Consider the following 19,946-nt stretch of genomic DNA (forward strand, 5'->3'; position numbering starts at 1 on the left):
AGCAAGCGGCGATGTTTTCCTTGGACGGGAGCTGGGATGACCGACGACCAATCCATGATTCTCGCGGCCTCAGGGCTGTGCAAGTATTTTCCGGGAGCGACTGCGCTCGATCACGTCGATTTCGGGCTGAGGCGAGGGGAAATCCACGCGCTCCTCGGCGAGAACGGCGCGGGAAAGTCCACGCTCGTCAAATGCCTGACCGGCGCCTATCGGCGTGATGCCGGCCGCATTGTGCTCGACGGCGCGGAGATCGATCCGCGCGACACGCACGCCGCCCAGAAGCTCGGCATCGGCACCGTCTACCAGGAAGTGAACCTGCTTGGTAACCTTTCGGTGGCCGAAAACCTCTTTCTCGGCCGCCAGCCGCGCCGTTTCGGCATCGTCGATCCGAGGCGGATGAATGCGGCTGCGGAAAGCCTCCTTTCCACCTACGGCATCGATATCGACGTGCGCGCGGAGCTTTCCCGCTATCCGGTGGCGATCCAGCAGGTCGTGGCGATCGCCCGTGCGGTCGACCTCTCCGGCAAGGTGCTGATCCTCGACGAGCCGACGGCGAGCCTCGACACCCGCGAAGTCGAGATGCTCTTCTCGATCATGCGGGATCTGAAGGCGCGGGGCCTCGGGATCATCTTCATCACCCATTTCCTCGGCCAGGTCTACGAGGTCGCCGACCGTGTGACCGTTCTGCGCAACGGCTGTCTCGTCGGTAGCCGGGAAACAGCGACGCTCGATCGGCACTCGCTGATTTCGATGATGCTCGACCGCGATCTGGAGGCCGTCGAGGCATCGCCTCACCGCAAGTCGGCCGAAGACCGCCCCGTATGTTTTAAGTTTTCCGGCTACGGCAAGCGAGGGCACATCCAGCCCTTCGACCTTTCGCTCCGGCAGGGCGAGGTGGTCGGTATGGCCGGGCTCCTGGGTTCAGGCCGCACGGAGACGGCGACCACGCTCTTCGGGATCGCGCCCGCCGACAGTGGGTCGGCAGAGATCGACGGCAGGCCGGCCAGCATCGGCAACCCGCGTGACGCCGTCGCCCACGGTCTCGGCTTCTGCCCGGAAGACCGCAAGACCGACGGCATCATCGGCGATCTCTCCATCCGCGAGAACATCGCGCTGGCGCTGCAGGCGCGCCGCGGCTGGTGGCGTCCGATCCCGCTTGTCGAACAGATTGAGCTCGCCGACCGCTACATCGCCGCACTCGACGTGCGCACCACCGATCGTGAAAAGCCGATCCGCCAGCTCTCGGGCGGCAACCAGCAGAAGGTGATCCTCGCCCGCTGGCTCGCCACCAATCCGCGCTTCCTCATCCTCGACGAGCCGACGCGCGGCATCGATGTCGGTGCCCATGCCGAGATCATCCGGCTGATCGAGGAACTCTGCGACCAGGGGATGTCGCTCCTCGTGATCTCCTCGGAGCTCGAGGAGCTGCTCGCCTACAGTTCACGGATCATCGTGGTGCGCGACCGCCGTCATGTGGCTGAACTCGTCGGCGAGGATATGACGACGGCCTCGATCGTCGATGCCATCGCCGCGCAGCATACGGAAGGAATGGAAGCATGAATGCGGCACTCCGCTCGCTCGGAATCAGGCTTGCGCCGCAGCTGATCGCGCTTCTTGTGATCCTCGCGCTGAATTTCGTCGCCTTTCCGAGCTTCTTCGATATCGGTGTCCAGAACGGTCGCCTCTACGGCAGCCTGATCGACGTCCTCAACCGGGGTGCGCCGGTCGCGCTGCTCGCCGTCGGCATGACGCTGGTGATCGCCACGAAGGGCATCGACCTTTCGGTGGGCGCGGTGATCGCGATCAGCGGTGCCGTGGCGGCGACCGCCGTCGCCGACGGACAACCGCTCGTCGTCGCGCTTGCGCTCGCCATCGCCGTCGGCCTTCTCTGCGGCGTCTGGAACGGTCTGCTCGTCGCCGTTCTCGACATACAGCCGATTATCGCGACGCTGGTGCTGATGGTCGCCGGCCGCGGCATCGCGCAGCTCATCACCGAGGGGACGATCCTCACCTTCACCGACCAGTCCTTCGCCTTCATTGGCAGCGGGGCGCTCTTCCTCGTGCCGGTTCCGGTGGTGATCTGGGTGGCCTTTGCGCTAGCGATCGCGGCGCTGGTGCGGCGGAGTGCCCTCGGCATGCTGGTCGAGGCGGTCGGCATCAACCGCCGTGCCAGCACGATCGCCGGCGTGCGTACACCCGTGCTGCTCGTCGTGGTCTACATGCTGTGCAGCCTTGCGGCCGCGATCGCCGGCATCATCGTCGCGGCGGACATCCGCGGCGCGGATGCGAACAATGCCGGCCTATGGCTCGAACTCGACGCCATTCTGGCGGTCGTCGTCGGCGGCAACTCGCTGCTCGGCGGGCGTTTTTCCATCGCCGGCTCGATCCTCGGGGCGATGATCATCCAGGCGATCAACACCGGCATCCTGCTCTCGGGCTTCCCGCCGGAATTCAACCTCATCATCAAGGCTGCGATCATCGTCATCATTCTGGTGGTGCAGTCGCCGGCCGTGCAGTCCTTCGCCGCCGTCTGGTTCGGACGAACGACGCGCGCCGGGGAGTAGTCGGACATGAACTCGAGATATCTGCCCGTCCTCGCGACCGTCGTGATCTTCGTCGTCGCCTATGCCGTCTGCGCCCTGCAGTTCCCGGCCATGCTGTCCTTGCGCGTCGTGAGCAACCTGATCACCGACAACGCCTTTCTCGGCATCGCCGCCGTCGGCATGACCTTCGTGATCCTCGCCGGCGGCATAGATCTTTCCGTCGGCGCGGTAATCGGCTTTGCCGGCGTGTTCCTGGCTGTCCTACTCAGAGACACCGGCGTGCATCCGCTGGCCGCCTTCGCCCTGCTGCTCGTCATCACCACGCTGTTCGGCGCGCTGATGGGGGCAGTCATCCACTATCTCGAAATGCCGGCTTTCATCGTCACGCTCGCCGGCATGTTTCTCGCCCGCGGCATGGCCTTCCTGCTCTCGATCGACAGCGTGCCGGTCGACCATGAATTCTATGCGCTGGTGCGCAAGAGCTTCTACAAGTTGCCGGGCGGCGGACGCCTGACACTGATCGGCGGCGCGATGCTGCTCGTCTTCGCGATCGGCATTTTCGTCGCCCACCGCACGCGGTTCGGAGCGAACGTGTATGCGCTCGGGGGTGGTGTGCAGACGGCCCGTCTGATGGGTGTGCCCGTCGGGCGCACCACGATCCTCACCTATGCCTTCTCGGGCCTGCTCGCCGGCGCATCGGGGATCGTCTTCTCGCTCTATACCTCGGCCGGCTATCCGCTCTCGGCAGTCGGCGTGGAGCTCGACGCGATCGCGGCCGTGGTCATCGGCGGCACGCTGCTGACCGGTGGCACCGGCTTCGTCGCCGGGACCTTCGTCGGCATCCTGATCCAGGGACTGATCCAGACCTACATCACCTTCGACGGTACACTCTCAAGTTGGTGGACTAAAATCCTAATAGGCTTTCTGTTGTTTGCGTTTATCCTGTTGCAAAAGGGAATTCTTGGCCTGTCGCGAAAGGACAGCAGCTAGCCCGAACGAGGAGAATGTCGCTTGCCGAGTGAAATGCCTGATCCCATGGGGCTCGTCCGCCGAAAGCACACGAGCCACCGGCAAGTTGTCGAGGAAATCGGCAAGGCCATCGTGTCTGGCGGTTTTCCGGTCGGCAGCGTCCTTCCCGGCGATCCCGAGCTGGCGAAGCGCTTCCACGTCTCCCGGACGGTGCTGCGCGAGGCCATGAAGACGCTTGCCGCCAAGGGGCTCGTGGTTCCCAAGGCGCGAATCGGAACGAGAGTCACCGATCGCCAGTTCTGGAATATGTTCGACGGCGACATCCTGAGGTGGCATTTCGAGGCCGGCGTCAGCGAGGAATTCCTTCTCAATCTCTACGATATCCGCGAGGCGTTCGAACCGGCCGCCGCAGCGCTCGCGGCAGAGCGGGCGAGTTCCGACCAGATCACACTCCTGCGTCAACTGGCTGAAGCCCTCGGCAATCCGGATCACACGACCGAAAGTCTTGCTTTCGCAGACCTGCGCTTCCACCTTGCGCTGGCAACGGCGTCCCACAATCCTTTCATGCGGACGTTGGGGAGCCTGATCGAGGCGGCGCTTTTTGGCGTCTTCCGCATGTCGTCCGGCTCCCCCGACGGCCAGCGGGCCGCGGAAGTGCGTGCCTCGCACATGGCGATCGTCGACGCGATTGCCGCCCGTGACTGCACGGCCGCCCGCCAGACGATGGAGAAGGTGATCCGGATCGGCCGCGATCGCGCCCGCGCAACCTTCGCCGAAGAGACCGCCGACCGACCCTGAGAGGCTTTCGATCCAGATGGTCTTGCGACCACCCCGGAGTAGGTCTAGGGATTGCGCAAACGAGTGCGTTTCTGGAGAAAATCACATGGCACGCAGCTGTCTCGCCGTCATCCTCGCCGCGGGCGACAGCACCCGCATGAAATCGTCGGTGTCGAAGGTGCTTCACCCGGTCGCCGGGCGGGCGATGATCGCGCATGTCACGGCTGCGGTCGCAAGGGCCGGGATCAGCGATGTCGCTCTGGTGGTCGGACGGGATGCCGAAGCTGTCGAGAAGGCGGCCGCAGTCGACGGCCTTCGGGTCTCGTCGTTCCTGCAGAAGGAGCGGCTCGGAACGGCGCATGCGGTGCTCGCAGCGCGCGAGGCGATTGCGCGCGGCTATGACGACATCCTGGTCGCCTATGGCGACGTGCCGCTGATCACGGACGGGCCCTTCGCCGCCGCCCGCGCCGCCGTCGCCGAAGGCCACGACGTCGCCGTCATCGGGTTTCATACCGGGCAACCGACCGGCTACGGGCGCCTTCTCGTCAAGGACGGCGAACTGGTGGCGATTCGCGAGGAAAAGGACGCGAGCGACGCCGAGCGCGCGGTTACCTGGTGCAACAGCGGCCTGATGGCGATCGACGGGCGCAAGGCGCTGGCGTTGCTGGAGCGCATAGGCAACGACAACGCCAAACGGGAATTTTACCTGACGGACGTTGTCGAGATTGCCCGGTCGCTCGGGGGCAGGGCGGTAGCCGTCGATGCCTCGGAAGAGGAGCTCTCCGGCTGCAACAACCGCGCCGAGCTCGCCCATCTCGAGCGGCTCTGGCAGCAGCGCCGGCGCCACGAGGTCATGCTCTCGGGCGTCACCATGATCGCGCCGGAAACAGTCTTCCTTTCCTACGACACCGAGATCGGCCAGGATGCGGTGATCGAACCGAACGTCGTCTTCGGTCCCGGCGTCACCGTCGAGGGCGGCGCCATCATCCACGCTTTCAGCCATCTCGAGGGGGCTCATGTCGCCTCGGGGGCGACCGTAGGCCCGTTCGCGCGGCTGCGGCCGGGTGCTCATCTCGCGGAGGGGGCGAAAGTCGGCAATTTCTGCGAGGTGAAGAAGGCGGAGATCGGCGCGGGCGCCAAGGTCAACCATCTGACCTATATCGGCGATGCCTTCGTCGGCGCGGGAAGCAATATCGGCGCCGGCACCATCACCTGCAACTACGACGGCGTGAACAAGTTCGAGACCCATATCGGGGCCGGTGCCTTCATCGGGTCGAACACCGCGCTCGTCGCGCCGGTTTCCGTCGGTGACGGTGCCTATGTCGGTTCCGGCAGTGTGATCACCGAAGATGTGCCCGCCGACGCGCTGGCACTCGGACGCGCCCGGCAGGTCGTCAAGCCGGAGAGGGCAAAGCAGATCCGCGAGCACAACCTCGCCATCAAGGCGGCGAGAAAGGCGAAGGGCTGATCGCGATAGCTTGCGTAACGCGGCGAAACCGAAAGTGACCGGAACGCCGATTGCGCAAAACTGGAAACTGGATAGGACTGGCTTCGCTGATGAAACCAGACGGAGAATCTTATGTGTGGCATTGTCGGAATTGTCGGTAACAAGCCGGTCGCGGACCGCCTCGTCGACGCCCTGAAGCGGCTGGAATACCGCGGCTACGATTCGGCCGGCGTCGCGACGATCGACAATGGCGTGATGGATCGCCGCCGCGCCGAGGGCAAGCTCTTCAACCTCGAGAGGCGGCTTGCGGACGAGCCCCTCGGCGGCAATATCGGCATCGCCCACACGCGCTGGGCGACCCACGGCGTTCCGAACGAAACCAATGCGCACCCGCACTTCGTCGAAGGCGTCGCGGTCGTCCACAACGGCATCATCGAGAACTTCGCCGAACTGCGCGAGGAGCTCGCCCGCGAAGGCGCGCATTTCACCACTCAGACCGATACCGAGATCGTCGCCCAGCTGATCGCAAAATACCGTCGCCAGGGCTACGACAACCGTGCGGCCATGCTCGCCATGCTGAACCACGTCACCGGCGCCTATGCACTGGTCGTGATGTTCGAGAACGATCCGGACACCATCATGGCCGCGCGGTCGGGACCGCCGCTCGCGATCGGCTTCGGCAAGGGTGAGATGTTCTTGGGCTCCGACGCGATTGCGCTGGCGCCATTCACCAACGACATCGTCTACATGGTCGACGGCGATTGCGCGGTCATCCACCACGACGGCGCGGAGATCACCGACTTTTCCGGCAAGCCCGTCGAGCGCCCGCACCAGATTTCCCAGGCGAGCGCCTTCCTCGTCGACAAGGGCAATCACCGCCACTTCATGGAGAAGGAAATCCACGAACAGCCGGAAGTGATCTCTCATGCGCTGTCGAACTACATCGATTTCCACAGTCAGAAGGTCCATCTCGATGAGATGGCGATCGATTTCGCCAAGGTGTCGCGCCTTGCCGTTTCCGCCTGCGGAACGGCTTATCTCTCGGGCCTCGTCGGTAAGTACTGGTTCGAACGCTATGCGCGGCTGCCGGTCGAAATCGACGTCGCTTCGGAATTCCGCTACCGCGAGATGCCGTTGTCGAACGATCAGGCCGCACTCTTCATCTCGCAGTCCGGTGAAACCGCCGACACGCTCGCCTCGCTGCGCTACTGCAAGGAGCAGGGCCTGAAGATCGGCGGCATCGTCAACGTCAAGGAATCGACGATCGCGCGCGAGTCGGACGGCATCTATCCGATCCTCGCCGGCCCCGAGATCGGCGTCGCCTCCACCAAGGCCTTCACCTGCCAGCTCGCTGTGCTGGCGTCGCTCGCAATCGGCGCGGGCCGCATGCGCGGCACGCTGACCGAGGCGGAAGAAAAGCAGATGGTGCGCAGCCTGTCGGAACTGCCGCGCATCATGAGCCGCGTGCTCAACGACATTCAGCCGCAGATGGAAAGCCTGGCGCGCGAGCTGTCGAAGTTCCACCACGTACTCTATCTCGGCCGCGGCACCAGCTATCCGATGGCGCTCGAAGGCGCGCTGAAGCTCAAGGAAATCTCCTACATCCACGCCGAGGGCTATGCCGCCGGCGAGCTGAAGCACGGACCGATCGCGCTCATCGACGAGAACATGCCGGTCATCGTGATTGCGCCGCACGACCGCTTCTTCGAGAAGACGGTGTCCAACATGCAGGAGGTCGCCGCCCGCGGCGGCCGGATCATCTTCATCACCGACGAAAAGGGGGCCGCAGCCTCTACGTTGCCGACGATGGCGACGATCGTCCTGCCGAACGTCGCCGAGCTCATCGCGCCGATGGTCTTCGCCCTGCCGGTCCAGTTGCTCGCCTATCACACGGCGGTGTTCATGGGCACCGACGTCGACCAGCCGCGCAACCTCGCAAAGTCGGTGACCGTCGAGTGATGCTGCGCCCGGAGCGGCAAGGTGACGAAGCCGCCATCGGCGCCGTCACCGCCGCGGCGTTCGAGGGGCATCCGCGCAGCGACGGCAGTGAGCCGAAGATCATAGAAAGACTGCGGGCGGCGGGCGCCCTGACACTGTCGCTCGTCGCCGAACAGGAGGGCGAGGTGGTCGGACACGTCGCCTTCTCGCCGGTCACCTTTTCCGGCGGGGAGCGGGGCTGGTTCGGGCTCGGCCCGATTGCGGTGCGGCCGGACGTGCAGGGGCACGGGATCGGCAGCCGCCTCGTGCGCGAGGGGGTGCGGTGTCTGCGGGAAGGCGGCGCGAGAGGTTGCGTCCTCGTCGGCGAACCCGCCTACTACCGGCGGTTCGGATTTAGCGCTGAACACGGTCTCTCGACCCCCGGTATTCCTCGCGAATATTTGCTCGCTTTGCCCTTGAACGGTCCGGTTCCGTCCGGCATTGTCGCCTTCCACCCCGGTTTCTTTGGCGATGCAGCATAGCGGCAAGCGATGAACGATCTCCCCGAAAGGACGTCCCTGGCGACGCGGCTGAGAAACAATTTCCTCGCCGGCCTGATCATCTGTGCGCCGGTGACGATCACCATCTGGCTCACCTGGTCCTTCATCCGCTGGGCGGACAGCTGGGTAAAGCCCTACATTCCGAGTCGTATCGATCCCGAGAGCTACCTGAAATTCGCAATTCCGGGCTTCGGCCTGCTGATTGCCGTCGTGGTGATCACGCTGGTCGGCTTCCTCGGCAAGAACCTGATCGGCCGTTCGGTGGTCGATCTTTCTGAGCGCGTCGTCCACCGCATGCCGCTGGTGCGCACGCTCTACAAAAGCCTGAAGCAGATATTCGAATCGGTGCTCAAGGACCAGTCGTCCTCCTTCAAGCGGGTTGGCCTCATCGAGTTCCCGAGCCCCGGCACGTGGGCAGTGGTCTTCATCGCCACCGACGTCCGCGGCGAGATCGCCGCAAGGCTCAACGAGGACGGCCGCGAGATGGTCGCTGTCTTCCTGCCGCCGACGCCTGTGCCGACGGCGGGCTTCCTGATGTTCGTGCCGCGTGACCGCATCAAGCTGCTCGACATGACACCCGAGGAAGCGGCGAAGCTCCTGATCTCCGGCGGCCTCGTCATGCCGGACTATAAGCCACGCAGCATGGAAACCGTCTTTCCGGTCTGGAAGCCCTGAAACGATCGAAAATTAGCCGGCTAAGGACAGCTCCATCAGTTGCTCTCACCCCGCTCTGAGGAAGCGGATCGCTTCGTCGCGGCGGAACAGATAGAGCAGGATGCGCAGCGCCCGCCCGCGTTCGGAAACGAGGTCCGCATCCTTCTCCAGAATGTAGGCGGCGTCCTTGTGGGCGGTTTCAAGCAGATCGCCGTGATGTTCGAGACTTGCGAACCTGAAACCTGGCGTTCCCGATTGCCGCGTGCCGAGGAGTTCGCCTTCGCCGCGCAGCTTCAGATCCTCCTCCGCGATCAGGAAGCCGTCCTCGCTCTCGCGCAGGATCGAAAGCCGGGCGTGGCCGGTTTCACCGAGGGGCGCCTTGTAAAGGAGGATGCAACTCGATGCCTCCGCGCCGCGTCCGACCCGGCCACGCAACTGGTGGAGCTGGGCGAGCCCGAACCGCTCCGCATGCTCGATCACCATGATCGTGGCGTCCGGCACGTCGACGCCGACCTCGACCACCGTCGTAGCGACGAGAACACGGGTCTCGCCGTTCTTGAACGCCATCATCGCCGCGTCCTTTTCGGGGCCGCTCATGCGCCCGTGAACGAGCCCGACATCGGCCCCGAGCGCCTGTGTCAAGATCGCGTGACGCTCCTCCGCCGACATCAGTTCCGTCACGTCCGATTCCTCGACGAGCGGACAGATCCAGTAGGCCTTCTTGCCCTCCCGGATGGCGCTCCGCAGCCGGTCGATGATCTCGTTGGTGCGCTCGGATGGGACGGTCACCGTCTGGATCGGCTTGCGGCCCGCCGGCTTTTCCGTGAGCTTGGAGACGTCGAGGTCGCCGAAGGCGGCAAGAACGAGCGTGCGCGGAATGGGGGTCGCCGTCATCACCAGCATGTGCGGCGAGATGCCCTTGGCGGTGAGCCGCAGGCGCTGATGGACCCCGAAGCGGTGCTGCTCGTCGACGACGGCGAGCTGCAGGTTGCGATAGCTCACCGTGTCCTGGAAGAGCGCGTGCGTGCCGATGATGATCTGCGCCTCGCCGCTCGCGATCTTCTCGAGGATCGCTTCGCGTTCGCGGCCCTTGGTGCGGCCGGTGAGGACTACGACGGACATGCCCGCCGCCTCTGCGAGCCGCGAAATGGTCGCATGGTGCTGCCTTGCCAGAATTTCGGTCGGCGCCATCAGCACAGCCTGGCCGCCGCTCTCGACTGCCGCCGTCATCGCAAGCAGTGCGACGAGCGTCTTGCCGGCGCCGACATCCCCCTGCAAGAGACGCAGCATGCGGGTCTGTCCCGCCATGTCCTTCAGGATGTCGGCGACCGCCTGTTGCTGGCCGGCGGTCAGCGAGAAGGGCAGGGCCGCGAGGATCTTGTGGCTGATCGCCCCCGTCGCGTGGACAGGCGAGCCCGCCACCCGCCGCAGCCTCTGCCGCACCAGCGCCAGCGACACCTGGCCGGCGAGAAATTCGTCATAGGCAAGTCGTCGCCGCGCCGGCGCTTGTGGCTCGACATCGGCCGCATCGCGCGGATTGTGGAGCCTGAGAATGCTCGCCTTGGGCGGCTCGAAACCCTGCCTCTGGACCAGCGGCGGGTCGATCCATTCGGGCAGCTCGGGAAGACGCTCCAGCGCGCTTTCGATCGTCTTGCGCAGCACCTTCGGCGACAGCCCGGCGGTAAGCGGATAGACCGGCTCGACGCGCGGCAGGCTGTCCGCTTCGCTCGCCTTCACCACATAGTCCGGATGGACCATCGAGGGCCGGCCGTTGAACCAGTCGACCTTGCCGGACACCATGATGGTCTCGTCGACGGGAAACGTCTTTTCGAGCCACGGGCCCTTCGCATGGAAGAAGGTCAGCGCCAGCTCGCCGGTGTCGTCGTGCAGGAAAACGCGGTAAGGCACGCTCCTGTTGCCGCGCGGCGGCGGCTGGTGTCGGTCGACGCGGCCGGTGACGGTCACGATCGCACCCTGCGGAGCGAGTGCGATGCCAGGCTGGTAGCGCCGGTCGATCAGCCGGTGCGGCGCCAGCATCAGCAGGTCGATCACCCGGCAGTCGTCCGCGTCCTCGCGCCCGAGCAGCGTGGCGATCAGGCCGGCGAGCTTCGGCCCGACGCCGGGAAGCGAAGCGACGGGGGCGAACAGGGGATCGAGCAGGGCGGGGCGCATGGTGGCTGCCAAAATGCGACGATAATTACGTGCTTGGCAAGGCTGACAATCCACATCCCAGGGGCTATAGAGGCGCATCAACAGGAAGGGATGCCGAAATGACAGGATTGACCCGCACCAGCGCCGATCTCGACCCGCGCCGTCGGCGCATCCTTTTCCGTTGCTGGCACCGCGGCATCCGCGAAATGGATCTCGTCCTCGGCCAGTTCGCCGAACAGGCGATCGCGGATCTCTCCGACGAGGAACTCGACGAACTCGAACGCATCATGGCCGAAGAGGACAACGATCTGGTGAAATGGATCACGGGTGCAGAAGCGACACCCGAGCGCAATCGGACACCGCTCTTCGAGCGCATCGCGGCCTGTCGTCCGGACTTCTCGCCGGTCACCATGGAATCCACCGGAAAGGCCGTATGATCTCTCTCTTCGATGCCAAGACGATCGCGCGGGCCGAAACCGCGCTGACGCTTTCGAGCGTGCCGGACGGCATGGACGCCTTCCTGATCGCCGAACTCGCGCGTCAGGGCCGCCCCGTCGCCTACGTGCTCTCCGACGGCCAGAAGCTCGCCGACATCGAGCAGGTCCTCTCCTTCGCTGCGCCGGAAATCCCGGTGCTGACCCTGCCGGCCTGGGACTGCCTTCCCTATGACCGCGTTTCGCCGAGCGCGGATGTCTCCGCGCGCCGGCTCACCGCGCTCGGCGGCCTGATCGCCCATCGCCGCAAGCCGCATCCCGGCGTCGTTCTCGTGACGGTCAACGCAATGCTGCAGCGGGTCGCCCCGGCCGACGTCATCGAGAGCCTCGCCTTCTCCGCCCGGCCGGGCAACCAGATCCGCATGGACGACGTCGCCTCGCGGCTCGAACGCAATGGCTTCGAGCGCGTCGCGACCGTCCGCGAGGTCGGCGAATTCGCCGTCCGCGGCGGCATCCTCGACGTCTTCGTGCCCGGCGCGGAAGAACCGGTCCGCCTCGATTTCTTCGGCGACACGCTGGAATCGATCCGCTATTTCGACCCGGCGAGCCAGCGCACCACCGGCCAGGCCCGCTCCCTCGACCTCAATCCCATGAGCGAGGTGACGCTGACGCCGGAAAGCATCGCCCGCTTCCGCAAGAACTATCTCTCGCTGTTCGGGGCTGCGACCCGCGACGACGCGCTTTATGCCGCCGTCTCGGAGGGGCGACGCTATGCCGGCCTCGAACACTGGCTGCCGCTCTTCCACGACCATCTGGAGACGGTCTTCGACTATCTCGAAGGCTTCCTCGTCGTCACCGACCACACCGTCCGCGAGGCCGCCGAGGAACGGGCAAAGCAGATCCGCGACTATTACGAGGCGCGCCACCACGCCGGCGATGCCGGCAAAGGCCATCTCTCACAGGGCACGCCCTACAAGCCCGTGCCGCCCGAGCGTCTCTATCTCACTGCGGCGCAGTTTGCGAAGACGCTCGACACCGTGGCGCCGATCCGTCTCACGCCCTTCGCCGAGCATGAGGGTGAAACGCGGAAGGTCGTGGAGATCGCCGCCCGCCCGAGCCCGCGCTGGGCGAAGACCGCCATCGACACCGCCGAGGGCAATCGCGTCAACGTCTTCGATCAGGCCGTCCGCTACATCGCCGACAAGCGCGCCTCCGGCGCCAAGGTGCTCGTCGCCGGCTGGTCTGACGGTTCGCTCGACCGCCTCTGTCAGGTGCTTGCCGAGCACGGGCTCGAAAAGCTGGTACCGCTCAAGTCGCTGAAGGACGTCGACACGCTGAAGAAGGGCGAGGGCGGTGCCGCCGTCCTCAGTCTCGAAGGCGGGTTCGAAGCGGGCGATCTCGTCATCGTCGGCGAGCAGGACATTCTCGGCGACCGCATGGTGCGCCGCTCCAAGCGCCGCAAGCGCGCCGCCGATTTCATCTCCGAGGTTGCAGGGCTGGACGAAGGGTCGATCGTCGTCCACGCCGAACACGGCATCGGCCGTTTCATCGGCCTGCGCACCATCGAGGCCGCCGGCGCGCCGCATGCCTGCCTCGAACTCCTTTATGCGGACGACGCAAAGCTCTTCCTGCCCGTCGAGAACATCGATCTCCTGTCGCGCTACGGTTCCGAAGGCAGCGATGCCCAGCTCGACCGCCTCGGCGGCGGCGCCTGGCAGATGCGCAAGGCGAAGCTCAAGCGCCGCCTGCTCGACATGGCCGACGGCCTGATCCGCATCGCCGCGGAACGGTTGACGCGGTCCGCACCGGTGCTCACCACCCAGGAAGGCCTCTACGACGAATTTGCCGCCCGCTTCCCCTATGACGAGACCGAGGACCAGATGAACGCCATCGAGGCGGTGCGCGGCGATCTCGGCGCCGGCCGTCCGATGGATCGCCTCGTCTGCGGCGACGTCGGCTTCGGCAAGACGGAAGTGGCGCTCAGAGCCGCCTTCACCGCTGCGATGAACGGCGTGCAGGTCGCGGTCGTTGTGCCGACCACGCTTCTCGCCCGCCAGCATTTCAAGACCTTTTCCGAGCGCTTCCGTGGCCTGCCGATCCGCGTGCAACAGGCCTCCCGCCTCGTCGGCGCCAAGGAGCTCAATCTGGTCAAGAAGGAAGTGGCGGACGGCAAGACCGACATCGTCGTCGGCACCCATGCGCTTCTCGGCTCCGGCATCAAGTTCGCCAATCTCGGCCTACTCATCATCGACGAGGAGCAGCACTTCGGCGTCAAGCACAAGGAGCGGTTGAAGGAGCTGAAATCGGATGTCCACGTCCTGACGCTGTCGGCGACGCCGATCCCGCGCACGCTCCAGCTTGCGATGACGGGCGTTCGCGAGCTTTCGCTCATCACCACGCCGCCGGTCGACCGCATGGCGGTCCGGACCTTCATCTCGCCCTTCGACCCGCTGGTGATCCGCGAGACGCTGATGCGCGAACACTACCGCGGCGGCCAGAGCTTCTATGTCTGCCCGCGGCTTTCCGATCTCGCCGACGTGCAGGCCTTCCTGCAGTCCGACGTACCGGAGCTGAAGGTCGCCGTCGCCCATGGCCAGATGGCGGCCGGCGAGCTCGAAGACATCATGAACGCCTTCTACGACGGCCGCTACGACGTGCTGCTCTCGACCACCATCGTTGAATCGGGCCTCGACGTGCCGACCGCCAACACGTTGGTCGTCCACCGCGCCGACATGTTCGGCCTTGCCCAGCTCTATCAGTTGCGCGGCCGCGTCGGCCGCTCCAAGGTGCGCGCCTTCGCGCTGCTGACCCTGCCGGTCAACAAGGTGCTCACTTCCTCGGCCGAGCGCCGCCTGAAGGTGTTGCAGTCGCTCGACACGCTCGGCGCCGGCTTCCAGCTCGCGAGCCACGATCTCGATATCCGCGGTGCCGGCAACCTGCTCGGCGAGGAGCAGTCCGGCCACATCAAGGAAGTGGGCTTCGAGCTCTATCAGCACATGCTGGAAGAGGCGGTTGCCGAGGTGAAGGGTGTCGACGTCGTCGAGGATACCGGCTGGTCGCCGCAGATTTCCGTCGGCACTTCGGTGATGATCCCCGACGACTACGTGCCGGACCTGCACCTGCGCCTCGGCCTCTATCGTCGCCTCGGCGAACTGACCGAACTCGGCGAGATCGACGCCTTCGGCGCGGAGATGATCGACCGCTTCGGCCCGATGCCGGCGGAAGTCCAGAGCCTGCTGAAGGTTGTCTACATTAAGGCGCTCTGCCGCAAGGCGAACGTCGAGAAGCTCGAGGCCGGGCCGAAGGGCGTCGTCGTCCAGTTCCGCAACAAGGAATTCCCGAATCCGGCGGCCCTCGTCGGGTATATCGCCAAACAGGGCACGATGGCGAAGATCCGCCCCGACCAGAGCGTTTTCCTCACCCGCGACCTGCCGACGCCCGAAAAGCGGCTCGCCGGCGCGGCGATGGTCATGACCCAGATGGCCGAGTTGGCGCGTCAGCCCTGACGGTCGACTTCGGCCGGCGTTTCAGGCTCAGCCGAAAGCGCCGCCTGCGGCGCCGCGGCAAGCGAGGGCGGCAGCGGCACGCCGCGCTGGCGCTCGCGGATCACGGTCAGCAGTCCCGAGCCGACGATGAGCACAATGCCGGCGAACATCGGCAGGTCCAGACGGTCGCCGAAGAGCACATAGCCGAAGAGCACCGCCCAGATCATCTGGCTGTACTGGATCGGCCCGACGACCGCCGCCGAGGCATAAAAGGAGGCGACCATAAGCAGGACGTTGCCGACGGTCGCGAGGATGCCGAACGACGCCAGCAGCGAAAAATCTTGGACCGTCGGCCAGACGAAACCGGGCGCCATCAGCGCCCCGGAAATCAGCAGGCTGCCGAGAAAGCCGGCGCCATAGAGCGACACGCTCTTTTCCGCCGGACCCACTGCCCGGTAGATGACGATGGAAACGGCGCCGGTGAAGCCGGAGACGAGCGCCGTCAGATGCCCGAACGACAGTTCCCGGAAACCCGGCCGGAGCACGACGAGCACGCCGACAAAGCCGATGACGACGGCCGACCAGCGCCGCGCGCCCACCTTCTCCTTGAGGAAGATCACCGACAGGATCGTGGCGAAGGACGGCAGCAGGAAGATCAGGCTGAACGCCTCGGCCATGCTGAGTTCGGTGAAGGCGACGATGCTGCCGACGGTGCCGATCGCCGAGCAGACGAAGCGCAGGAGCCAGAGCGGCCGGTTGGTCGTGCGTACGAGGTCCGTCCAGCTGTCGCCCCGTTTCAGCAGGAACGGGACCGCGATAAGGCCGAAGCAGGAGCCGAAGAAGGCCGCTTCGAGCGGTGGCACGCGGCCGTCGACGAGCTTCACCGAGGCGTCGCTGATGGCATAGGCGACAAAGCAGACGAAGGCGATCAGGACGCCTTTGAGGGTGGTGTCTTGGGACAAGGAGGAGCTTCCGGGGAGAGACGCGATGCTCTCTGGATAGGTCCCTTCCTGACCGACGTCAATTCAGTTTTCGCTGATCTTCGGCCTTGAGACGCGCGATGTCCCGGAGCGCATTGGCGAGCACCTCCGGCGTCTGCGCGCCGCTGACGGCATATTTCTGGTCGAAGATGAAGAAGGGAACGCCGTTCACGCCCATCTGCTGGGCCGCATCGATCTCGGAAAGCACATGCGCCTTGTCGGCGTCACCCTCGAGCAGAGTCGAAATCACCGCGCGGTCGAGCCCCGCCTTCTCGGCGATGTCGAGCAGGACGGCTCTGTCACCGACATTGCGGCCTTCCTCGAAATTCGCCTTGAACAGCGCGGAAACGACGCGCTGTTGCGCCTCGCGGTCCTCCGTTCCGGCCCAGTGGATCAGCCGGTGGGCGTCGAGCGTGTTCGGGCCGATCCTGATCGCATCGAAGTCGAAGGCGATCCCTACCTCGCGTCCCAACGCCTTCAACTGCTCGTGGGCGCGGTCCATATTCTCCTTGCCGCCGAGCTTGCGGGCAAGCTCCACCTGCTGGTCGACGCCTTCCGGCGGATAGTCGGGATTGAGACGGTAGGGACGCCAGTTCACATCGACGGAGATCTCGTCCTGCACTTCGGCGATCGCGAGGTCCAGACGCGCCTTGCCGAGGAAGCACCAGGGGCAGACGACGTCCGAGACGATGTCGATGGTGATGCGCTGCATGGGGCTTCCTTTCGGTGATCTTGGGCGGCGGAAAAATTCTGTTTCCGCCACTTAGGGCCAAGGGCCGCGCGCTTCAAGGCGTTACCTTTTGGGAACCACCCCTGAAACGCGACCGGACAAGAAGGAGAGGGCGGACGCCGTCACTGCACCCGCGCATCCCACCATGTCGGAAGCTGGTAGCCGTAGAGCGGCACCGTCTCGGGCCGCGCGATGTGCTTCCACCGGGCCACCCACTGCTCTCCGAGGTGATAGAGCGGCACGACATAGTGGCCGTCGACCAGCAGGCGGTCATAGGCCCGCACGGCCGCCTGGAAATCCTCCTGGGTGCGCGCATTCATCAGCGCGTCGATCATTCGGTCGATGTCCGGATCGGCGACGCCTGCATAGTTGAAGCTGCCCTGCGCGTCCTTTGAGGCCGATCCCCAACGGTTGACCTGCTCCGCACCCGGCGACAGCGAGGAGGTGTACGCCTTGATGATCATGTCGTAGTCGAAGCTGTTGGAGCGGGCCTGGTACTGCGCATCGTCGACGGTTCGGATCGCCATGTCGACGCCGATCATCTTCAGTGCCCGCTGGAAGGCGACCGCCATCTTCTCCTGGCCGGCGTTCTGGGTCATCACCTCGAAGGCGAGCGGCTTGCCGGCGGCATCGACCATCTTGCCGCCCTGGATCGTATAGCCGGCCTCCTTGAGCAGCCCGACGGCCTCGCGCAGCACCTTGCGATCGCTGCCGGAGGCATCCGTCACCGGCATGGTGTAGGTGCCGGCGAGGATTTCCGGAGCGAGCCTGTCCTTTGCCGGGCCGAGCAGCGCCAGCTCCCGCTCGTCGGCGGCGTTGCCATAGGCACCGAGCTTGGAATTCTGCCAAAAGCTCTGTGTGCGGCGGAATGCGTTGTCGTAGAGCGTCTTGTTCATCCATTCGAAATCGAAGGCGAGCGACAGCGCCTCGCGCACCCGCACATCGCCAAAGATCGGCCGGCGGGTGTTGAAGACGAACCCGAGCATGCCGGAAGGAAGGCCGGGCTTGAAGACTTCCTTGACGACGTCGCCCTTCTGAACGGCCGGGAAGTCGTAGGCGCGGTCCCAATGGCTCGGGTCTGCGTCAGGATAAACGTCGACGTCGCCCTTCTTGAAGGCTTCGAAAAGCGTGCTGTCCTGAAGGAAATAGGTGACGGCTATCTCGTCGTAGTTGTCGAAGCCGACCTTGGAGGGAATATCCTTGCCCCAGTAGTCCGGGTCCCGCTGCCAGACGATCTTTTCGCCGGGCTGGATGGACTTGATCTTGTAGGGGCCGGAGGCGACCGGGATTGCCAGCGACGTCTGTTCGAAGGTTGCGGGATCGACTGCGTGCTTCGGCAGGATCGGCATCGACAGCGCAAGAATCAGCGGTGTTTCGCGATTGGCCTTCTCGTTCAGCGTAAAGCGCACGTTGCGCTCACCCACCTGCTCCATCTTGGCGACCACATCCAGTCGCTTGTTGTAGGGCGGGCGGCCCTTTTCGGCGAGCAGGTTGAAGGAGAAGATCACGTCTTCGGCGGTGACCGGCTTGCCGTCGTGCCAGTGCGCCTTCGGATTGAGATTGAACTGGATGAAGCTGCGCGCCTCGTCCCATTCGACACTTTCCGCCAGCAGGCCGTAGAGCGAGAACGGTTCGTCGCTGGAGCGCTGCATCAGCGCCTCGTAGAAGAGATTGCCGTATTCCGGGTCCCACACGCCGCGTGCGGTCGTGCGCATGCCCTTGATGACGAAAGGATTGAGGCTGTCGAAGGTTCCGACGACGCCGTAGGAAATCTTGCCCCCCTTCTTCACCTCAGGATTGACGTAGGGGAAGTGGGTATAGTCCGCCGGCAGCGCCACCTGGCCATGCATGGCGATGCCGTGGACGGGCTCGGCCTGGGCCAGCCCGGAAAAGCCCAGGAAGAGGATGGGAAGAAGAAGGCGGCGCACGTCGATTCCTTTCGGCTGATGTCGGATTCGCGGGCGGAGGCTATCACGAAGACCACAAAACCAACACATCAGGCGGCCATTTTCGCCCCGCGGCGCAAGGAAGACCCAAAGAAGGGCTGGATATTCGCCGTTGCCCGATGTAACAGGTGTGTCCGGGTAGCCAAGGTCATGTATTTGCCTCATTTGAACGACAGGTGACTGGCAGCACGACCGAGCGGTACCGTACCGTGAGTGCGGTTCGGGATTGGTTTTCAGGAGACGGAATTCGTATGATGCTTAAAGCAAACAAAACCACGCGGTCGGTTCTTTCCGCGCTTGTCCTCACCATCGGCACGGCCGCCGTTCCCGCGGTTTCTGCCGCACAGGATGCAGGCGCCGCCGCGAATGCCGCTCCGCCGAAGTGGTTCAAGACCTGCCAGAAGCAGGAGGACAACGACGTCTGCGTGGTGCAGAATCAGCAGCTCGCCCAGAACGGTCAGCTCCTGACCGCCGTCGGCCTCATCAGTGTCGAGGGCAAGATCAACCGCAAGATCCTGCAGGTCACGGTTCCGACCGCCCGCCTGATCCCGCCGGGCATCATGATGCAGATCGACGGCGGCAAGGGCCAGAAGCTCGACTACGCCGTCTGCCTGCCCGACCGCTGCACGGCCGAAATGCCGATGACCGACGCGGTCATCGCCAGCCTCAAGAAGGGCAACGAGGTGGTCTTCACCTCGATCAACTTCCGCCGCGCGCCGAACCCGATCAAGATCTCGCTCGAAGGCTTCACCGGCGCCTATGACGGCGAGGCGATGTCGCAGTCGCAGGCCGAGGAGCGCCAGCGTCTCCTGCAGGAAGTCATGCAGAAGAAGACCGACGAGAGCCGCAAGGCGCTCGAGGCCGCCCAGGACAAGGCGAAGACCGGCAACTGATTGCCGACAGAGTATCAATGAAAAGGCCCGGTCTCCCGGGCCTTTTTCGTTTGTGTCGCCGTGCGATCGGCGATGGTCTAGTGGGCGAAGTTGATCCGCGGCTTGTAGCGGCCCGCCTGTTCCATCACGAAGATCTGGTTCACTTGTGGGTTGCGCAGCGGAACGTCGCTGTCGTCGTGTTCCAGGTTCTGCTCCGAGACATAGGCGACGTATTCCGTCTCTTCGTTCTCCGCGAGCAGGTGATAGAAGGGCTGATCCCTGTTCGGCCGGACCTCCGCCGGTATCGAGTTCCACCATTCTTCCGAATTCGCAAACTCCGGATCCACATCAAAAACGACGCCCCGGAACGGAAAGAACTTGTGGCGGACGACTTCCCCGATGCCAAATTTTGCGTTGCTCTGTTTCATGGCGTGAACATCCTTTCCCCTAAGAAATTGGGGTCTATGACGCCGACAATCAA

General features: G+C 64.7%; 16 protein-coding genes. 11 read left to right on the forward strand and 5 right to left on the reverse strand.

The window, feature by feature from the left end; translation table 11 throughout:
* The first annotated feature begins 36 nt into the window (after positions 1-36).
* From ytfR to NHF53_RS09385, 8 genes are all read left to right on the forward strand, one after another.
* Positions 37-1,560 (forward strand): galactofuranose ABC transporter, ATP-binding protein YtfR, encoded by a 1,524-nt coding sequence (ytfR, locus tag NHF53_RS09350; RefSeq protein WP_252833956.1) that lies wholly within the window; start codon positions 37-39, stop codon positions 1,558-1,560.
* On the forward strand, positions 1,557-2,564 hold the full coding sequence (locus NHF53_RS09355) for an ABC transporter permease (protein ID WP_252833957.1): 1,008 nt from the start codon (positions 1,557-1,559) through the stop codon (positions 2,562-2,564). Before ytfR ends, NHF53_RS09355 begins: the two co-directional genes overlap by 4 nt.
* Positions 2,565-2,570: 6 nt before the next feature.
* Positions 2,571-3,533 carry a galactofuranose ABC transporter, permease protein YjfF gene (yjfF, locus tag NHF53_RS09360; RefSeq protein ID WP_252833958.1) on the forward strand — a complete coding sequence of 321 codons (963 nt, stop codon included), beginning with the start codon at positions 2,571-2,573 and terminating at the stop codon, positions 3,531-3,533.
* A 33-nt stretch (positions 3,534-3,566) separates the two neighbouring features.
* Entirely contained in the window at positions 3,567-4,310 is a 744-nt protein-coding gene (locus NHF53_RS09365) for a FadR/GntR family transcriptional regulator (protein ID WP_252834949.1), read from the forward strand.
* 85 nt (positions 4,311-4,395) lie between these two features.
* Entirely contained in the window at positions 4,396-5,757 is a 1,362-nt protein-coding gene (glmU, locus tag NHF53_RS09370; protein ID WP_252833959.1) for a bifunctional UDP-N-acetylglucosamine diphosphorylase/glucosamine-1-phosphate N-acetyltransferase GlmU, read from the forward strand.
* Positions 5,758-5,868: 111 nt separating this feature from the next.
* Entirely contained in the window at positions 5,869-7,695 is a 1,827-nt protein-coding gene (gene glmS / locus NHF53_RS09375) for a glutamine--fructose-6-phosphate transaminase (isomerizing) (RefSeq protein WP_114363260.1), read from the forward strand.
* Entirely contained in the window at positions 7,692-8,195 is a 504-nt protein-coding gene (locus NHF53_RS09380) for a GNAT family N-acetyltransferase (RefSeq protein ID WP_252833960.1), read from the forward strand. The genes glmS and NHF53_RS09380 overlap by 4 nt, the downstream gene beginning before the upstream one ends.
* A gap of 9 nt (positions 8,196-8,204) precedes the next feature.
* A complete protein-coding gene (locus NHF53_RS09385) occupies positions 8,205-8,888 on the forward strand; it encodes a DUF502 domain-containing protein (protein WP_252833961.1) in 684 nt (227 codons plus the stop codon).
* A 45-nt stretch (positions 8,889-8,933) separates the two neighbouring features.
* On the opposite strand, the gene recG is transcribed toward NHF53_RS09385, so the two are convergent.
* Complete coding sequence (gene recG / locus NHF53_RS09390) at positions 8,934-11,039, reverse strand: ATP-dependent DNA helicase RecG (protein ID WP_252833962.1); 2,106 nt, start codon at positions 11,037-11,039, stop codon at positions 8,934-8,936.
* A 98-nt stretch (positions 11,040-11,137) separates the two neighbouring features.
* Here recG and NHF53_RS09395 point away from each other — a divergent pair, with 98 nt between their 5' ends.
* Positions 11,138-11,455 (forward strand): succinate dehydrogenase assembly factor 2, encoded by a 318-nt coding sequence (locus NHF53_RS09395; RefSeq protein ID WP_252833963.1) that lies wholly within the window; start codon positions 11,138-11,140, stop codon positions 11,453-11,455.
* The gene (gene mfd, locus NHF53_RS09400; protein WP_252833964.1) at positions 11,452-14,958 is read left to right on the forward strand and encodes a transcription-repair coupling factor; all 3,507 of its coding nucleotides are present in this window, start codon (positions 11,452-11,454) and stop codon (positions 14,956-14,958) included. The genes NHF53_RS09395 and mfd overlap by 4 nt, the downstream gene beginning before the upstream one ends.
* Here mfd and NHF53_RS09405 read toward each other — a convergent pair.
* The 3 genes from NHF53_RS09405 to NHF53_RS09415 form a co-directional block, all read right to left on the reverse strand.
* Positions 14,949-15,899, reverse strand: a complete 951-nt coding sequence (locus NHF53_RS09405; protein ID WP_252833965.1) for a DMT family transporter — start codon at positions 15,897-15,899, stop codon at positions 14,949-14,951. The two genes, mfd and NHF53_RS09405, sit on opposite strands and share 10 nt — an antisense overlap.
* A 58-nt stretch (positions 15,900-15,957) precedes the next feature.
* Positions 15,958-16,629, reverse strand: a complete 672-nt coding sequence (locus NHF53_RS09410; RefSeq protein WP_252833966.1) for a DsbA family oxidoreductase — start codon at positions 16,627-16,629, stop codon at positions 15,958-15,960.
* A 140-nt stretch (positions 16,630-16,769) separates the two neighbouring features.
* Positions 16,770-18,575, reverse strand: coding sequence for an extracellular solute-binding protein (locus tag NHF53_RS09415; RefSeq protein ID WP_252833967.1), 1,806 nt, complete (start codon positions 18,573-18,575; stop codon positions 16,770-16,772).
* A 269-nt stretch (positions 18,576-18,844) separates the two neighbouring features.
* Here NHF53_RS09415 and NHF53_RS09420 point away from each other — a divergent pair, with 269 nt between their 5' ends.
* Positions 18,845-19,486 carry an invasion associated locus B family protein gene (locus tag NHF53_RS09420; protein WP_252833968.1) on the forward strand — a complete coding sequence of 214 codons (642 nt, stop codon included), beginning with the start codon at positions 18,845-18,847 and terminating at the stop codon, positions 19,484-19,486.
* Between the two features lie 77 nt (positions 19,487-19,563).
* Here the strand turns inward: NHF53_RS09420 and hspQ are convergent, their stop codons facing one another.
* The gene (gene hspQ, locus NHF53_RS09425) at positions 19,564-19,893 is read right to left on the reverse strand and encodes a heat shock protein HspQ (protein WP_114363270.1); all 330 of its coding nucleotides are present in this window, start codon (positions 19,891-19,893) and stop codon (positions 19,564-19,566) included.
* Between the last annotated feature and the right edge of the window lie 53 nt (positions 19,894-19,946).

Origin of the sequence: Ciceribacter sp. RN22, from assembly GCF_024054295.1 — a bacterium.
GTDB lineage: Bacteria > Pseudomonadota > Alphaproteobacteria > Rhizobiales > Rhizobiaceae > Allorhizobium > Allorhizobium lividum.

Coding starts and splice junctions, on each gene's coding strand:
- ytfR (WP_252833956.1), top strand. CDS start 37: ATGACCGACGACCAATCCATGATTCTCGCGGCCTCAGGGCTGTGCAAG.
- NHF53_RS09355 (WP_252833957.1), top strand. CDS start 1,557: ATGAATGCGGCACTCCGCTCGCTCGGAATCAGGCTTGCGCCGCAGCTG.
- yjfF (WP_252833958.1), top strand. CDS start 2,571: ATGAACTCGAGATATCTGCCCGTCCTCGCGACCGTCGTGATCTTCGTC.
- NHF53_RS09365 (WP_252834949.1), top strand. CDS start 3,567: ATGCCTGATCCCATGGGGCTCGTCCGCCGAAAGCACACGAGCCACCGG.
- glmU (WP_252833959.1), top strand. CDS start 4,396: ATGGCACGCAGCTGTCTCGCCGTCATCCTCGCCGCGGGCGACAGCACC.
- glmS (WP_114363260.1), top strand. CDS start 5,869: ATGTGTGGCATTGTCGGAATTGTCGGTAACAAGCCGGTCGCGGACCGC.
- NHF53_RS09385 (WP_252833961.1), top strand. CDS start 8,205: ATGAACGATCTCCCCGAAAGGACGTCCCTGGCGACGCGGCTGAGAAAC.
- recG (WP_252833962.1), bottom strand. CDS start 11,039: ATGCGCCCCGCCCTGCTCGATCCCCTGTTCGCCCCCGTCGCTTCGCTT.
- NHF53_RS09395 (WP_252833963.1), top strand. CDS start 11,138: ATGACAGGATTGACCCGCACCAGCGCCGATCTCGACCCGCGCCGTCGG.
- mfd (WP_252833964.1), top strand. CDS start 11,452: ATGATCTCTCTCTTCGATGCCAAGACGATCGCGCGGGCCGAAACCGCG.
- NHF53_RS09410 (WP_252833966.1), bottom strand. CDS start 16,629: ATGCAGCGCATCACCATCGACATCGTCTCGGACGTCGTCTGCCCCTGG.
- NHF53_RS09420 (WP_252833968.1), top strand. CDS start 18,845: ATGATGCTTAAAGCAAACAAAACCACGCGGTCGGTTCTTTCCGCGCTT.
- hspQ (WP_114363270.1), bottom strand. CDS start 19,893: ATGAAACAGAGCAACGCAAAATTTGGCATCGGGGAAGTCGTCCGCCAC.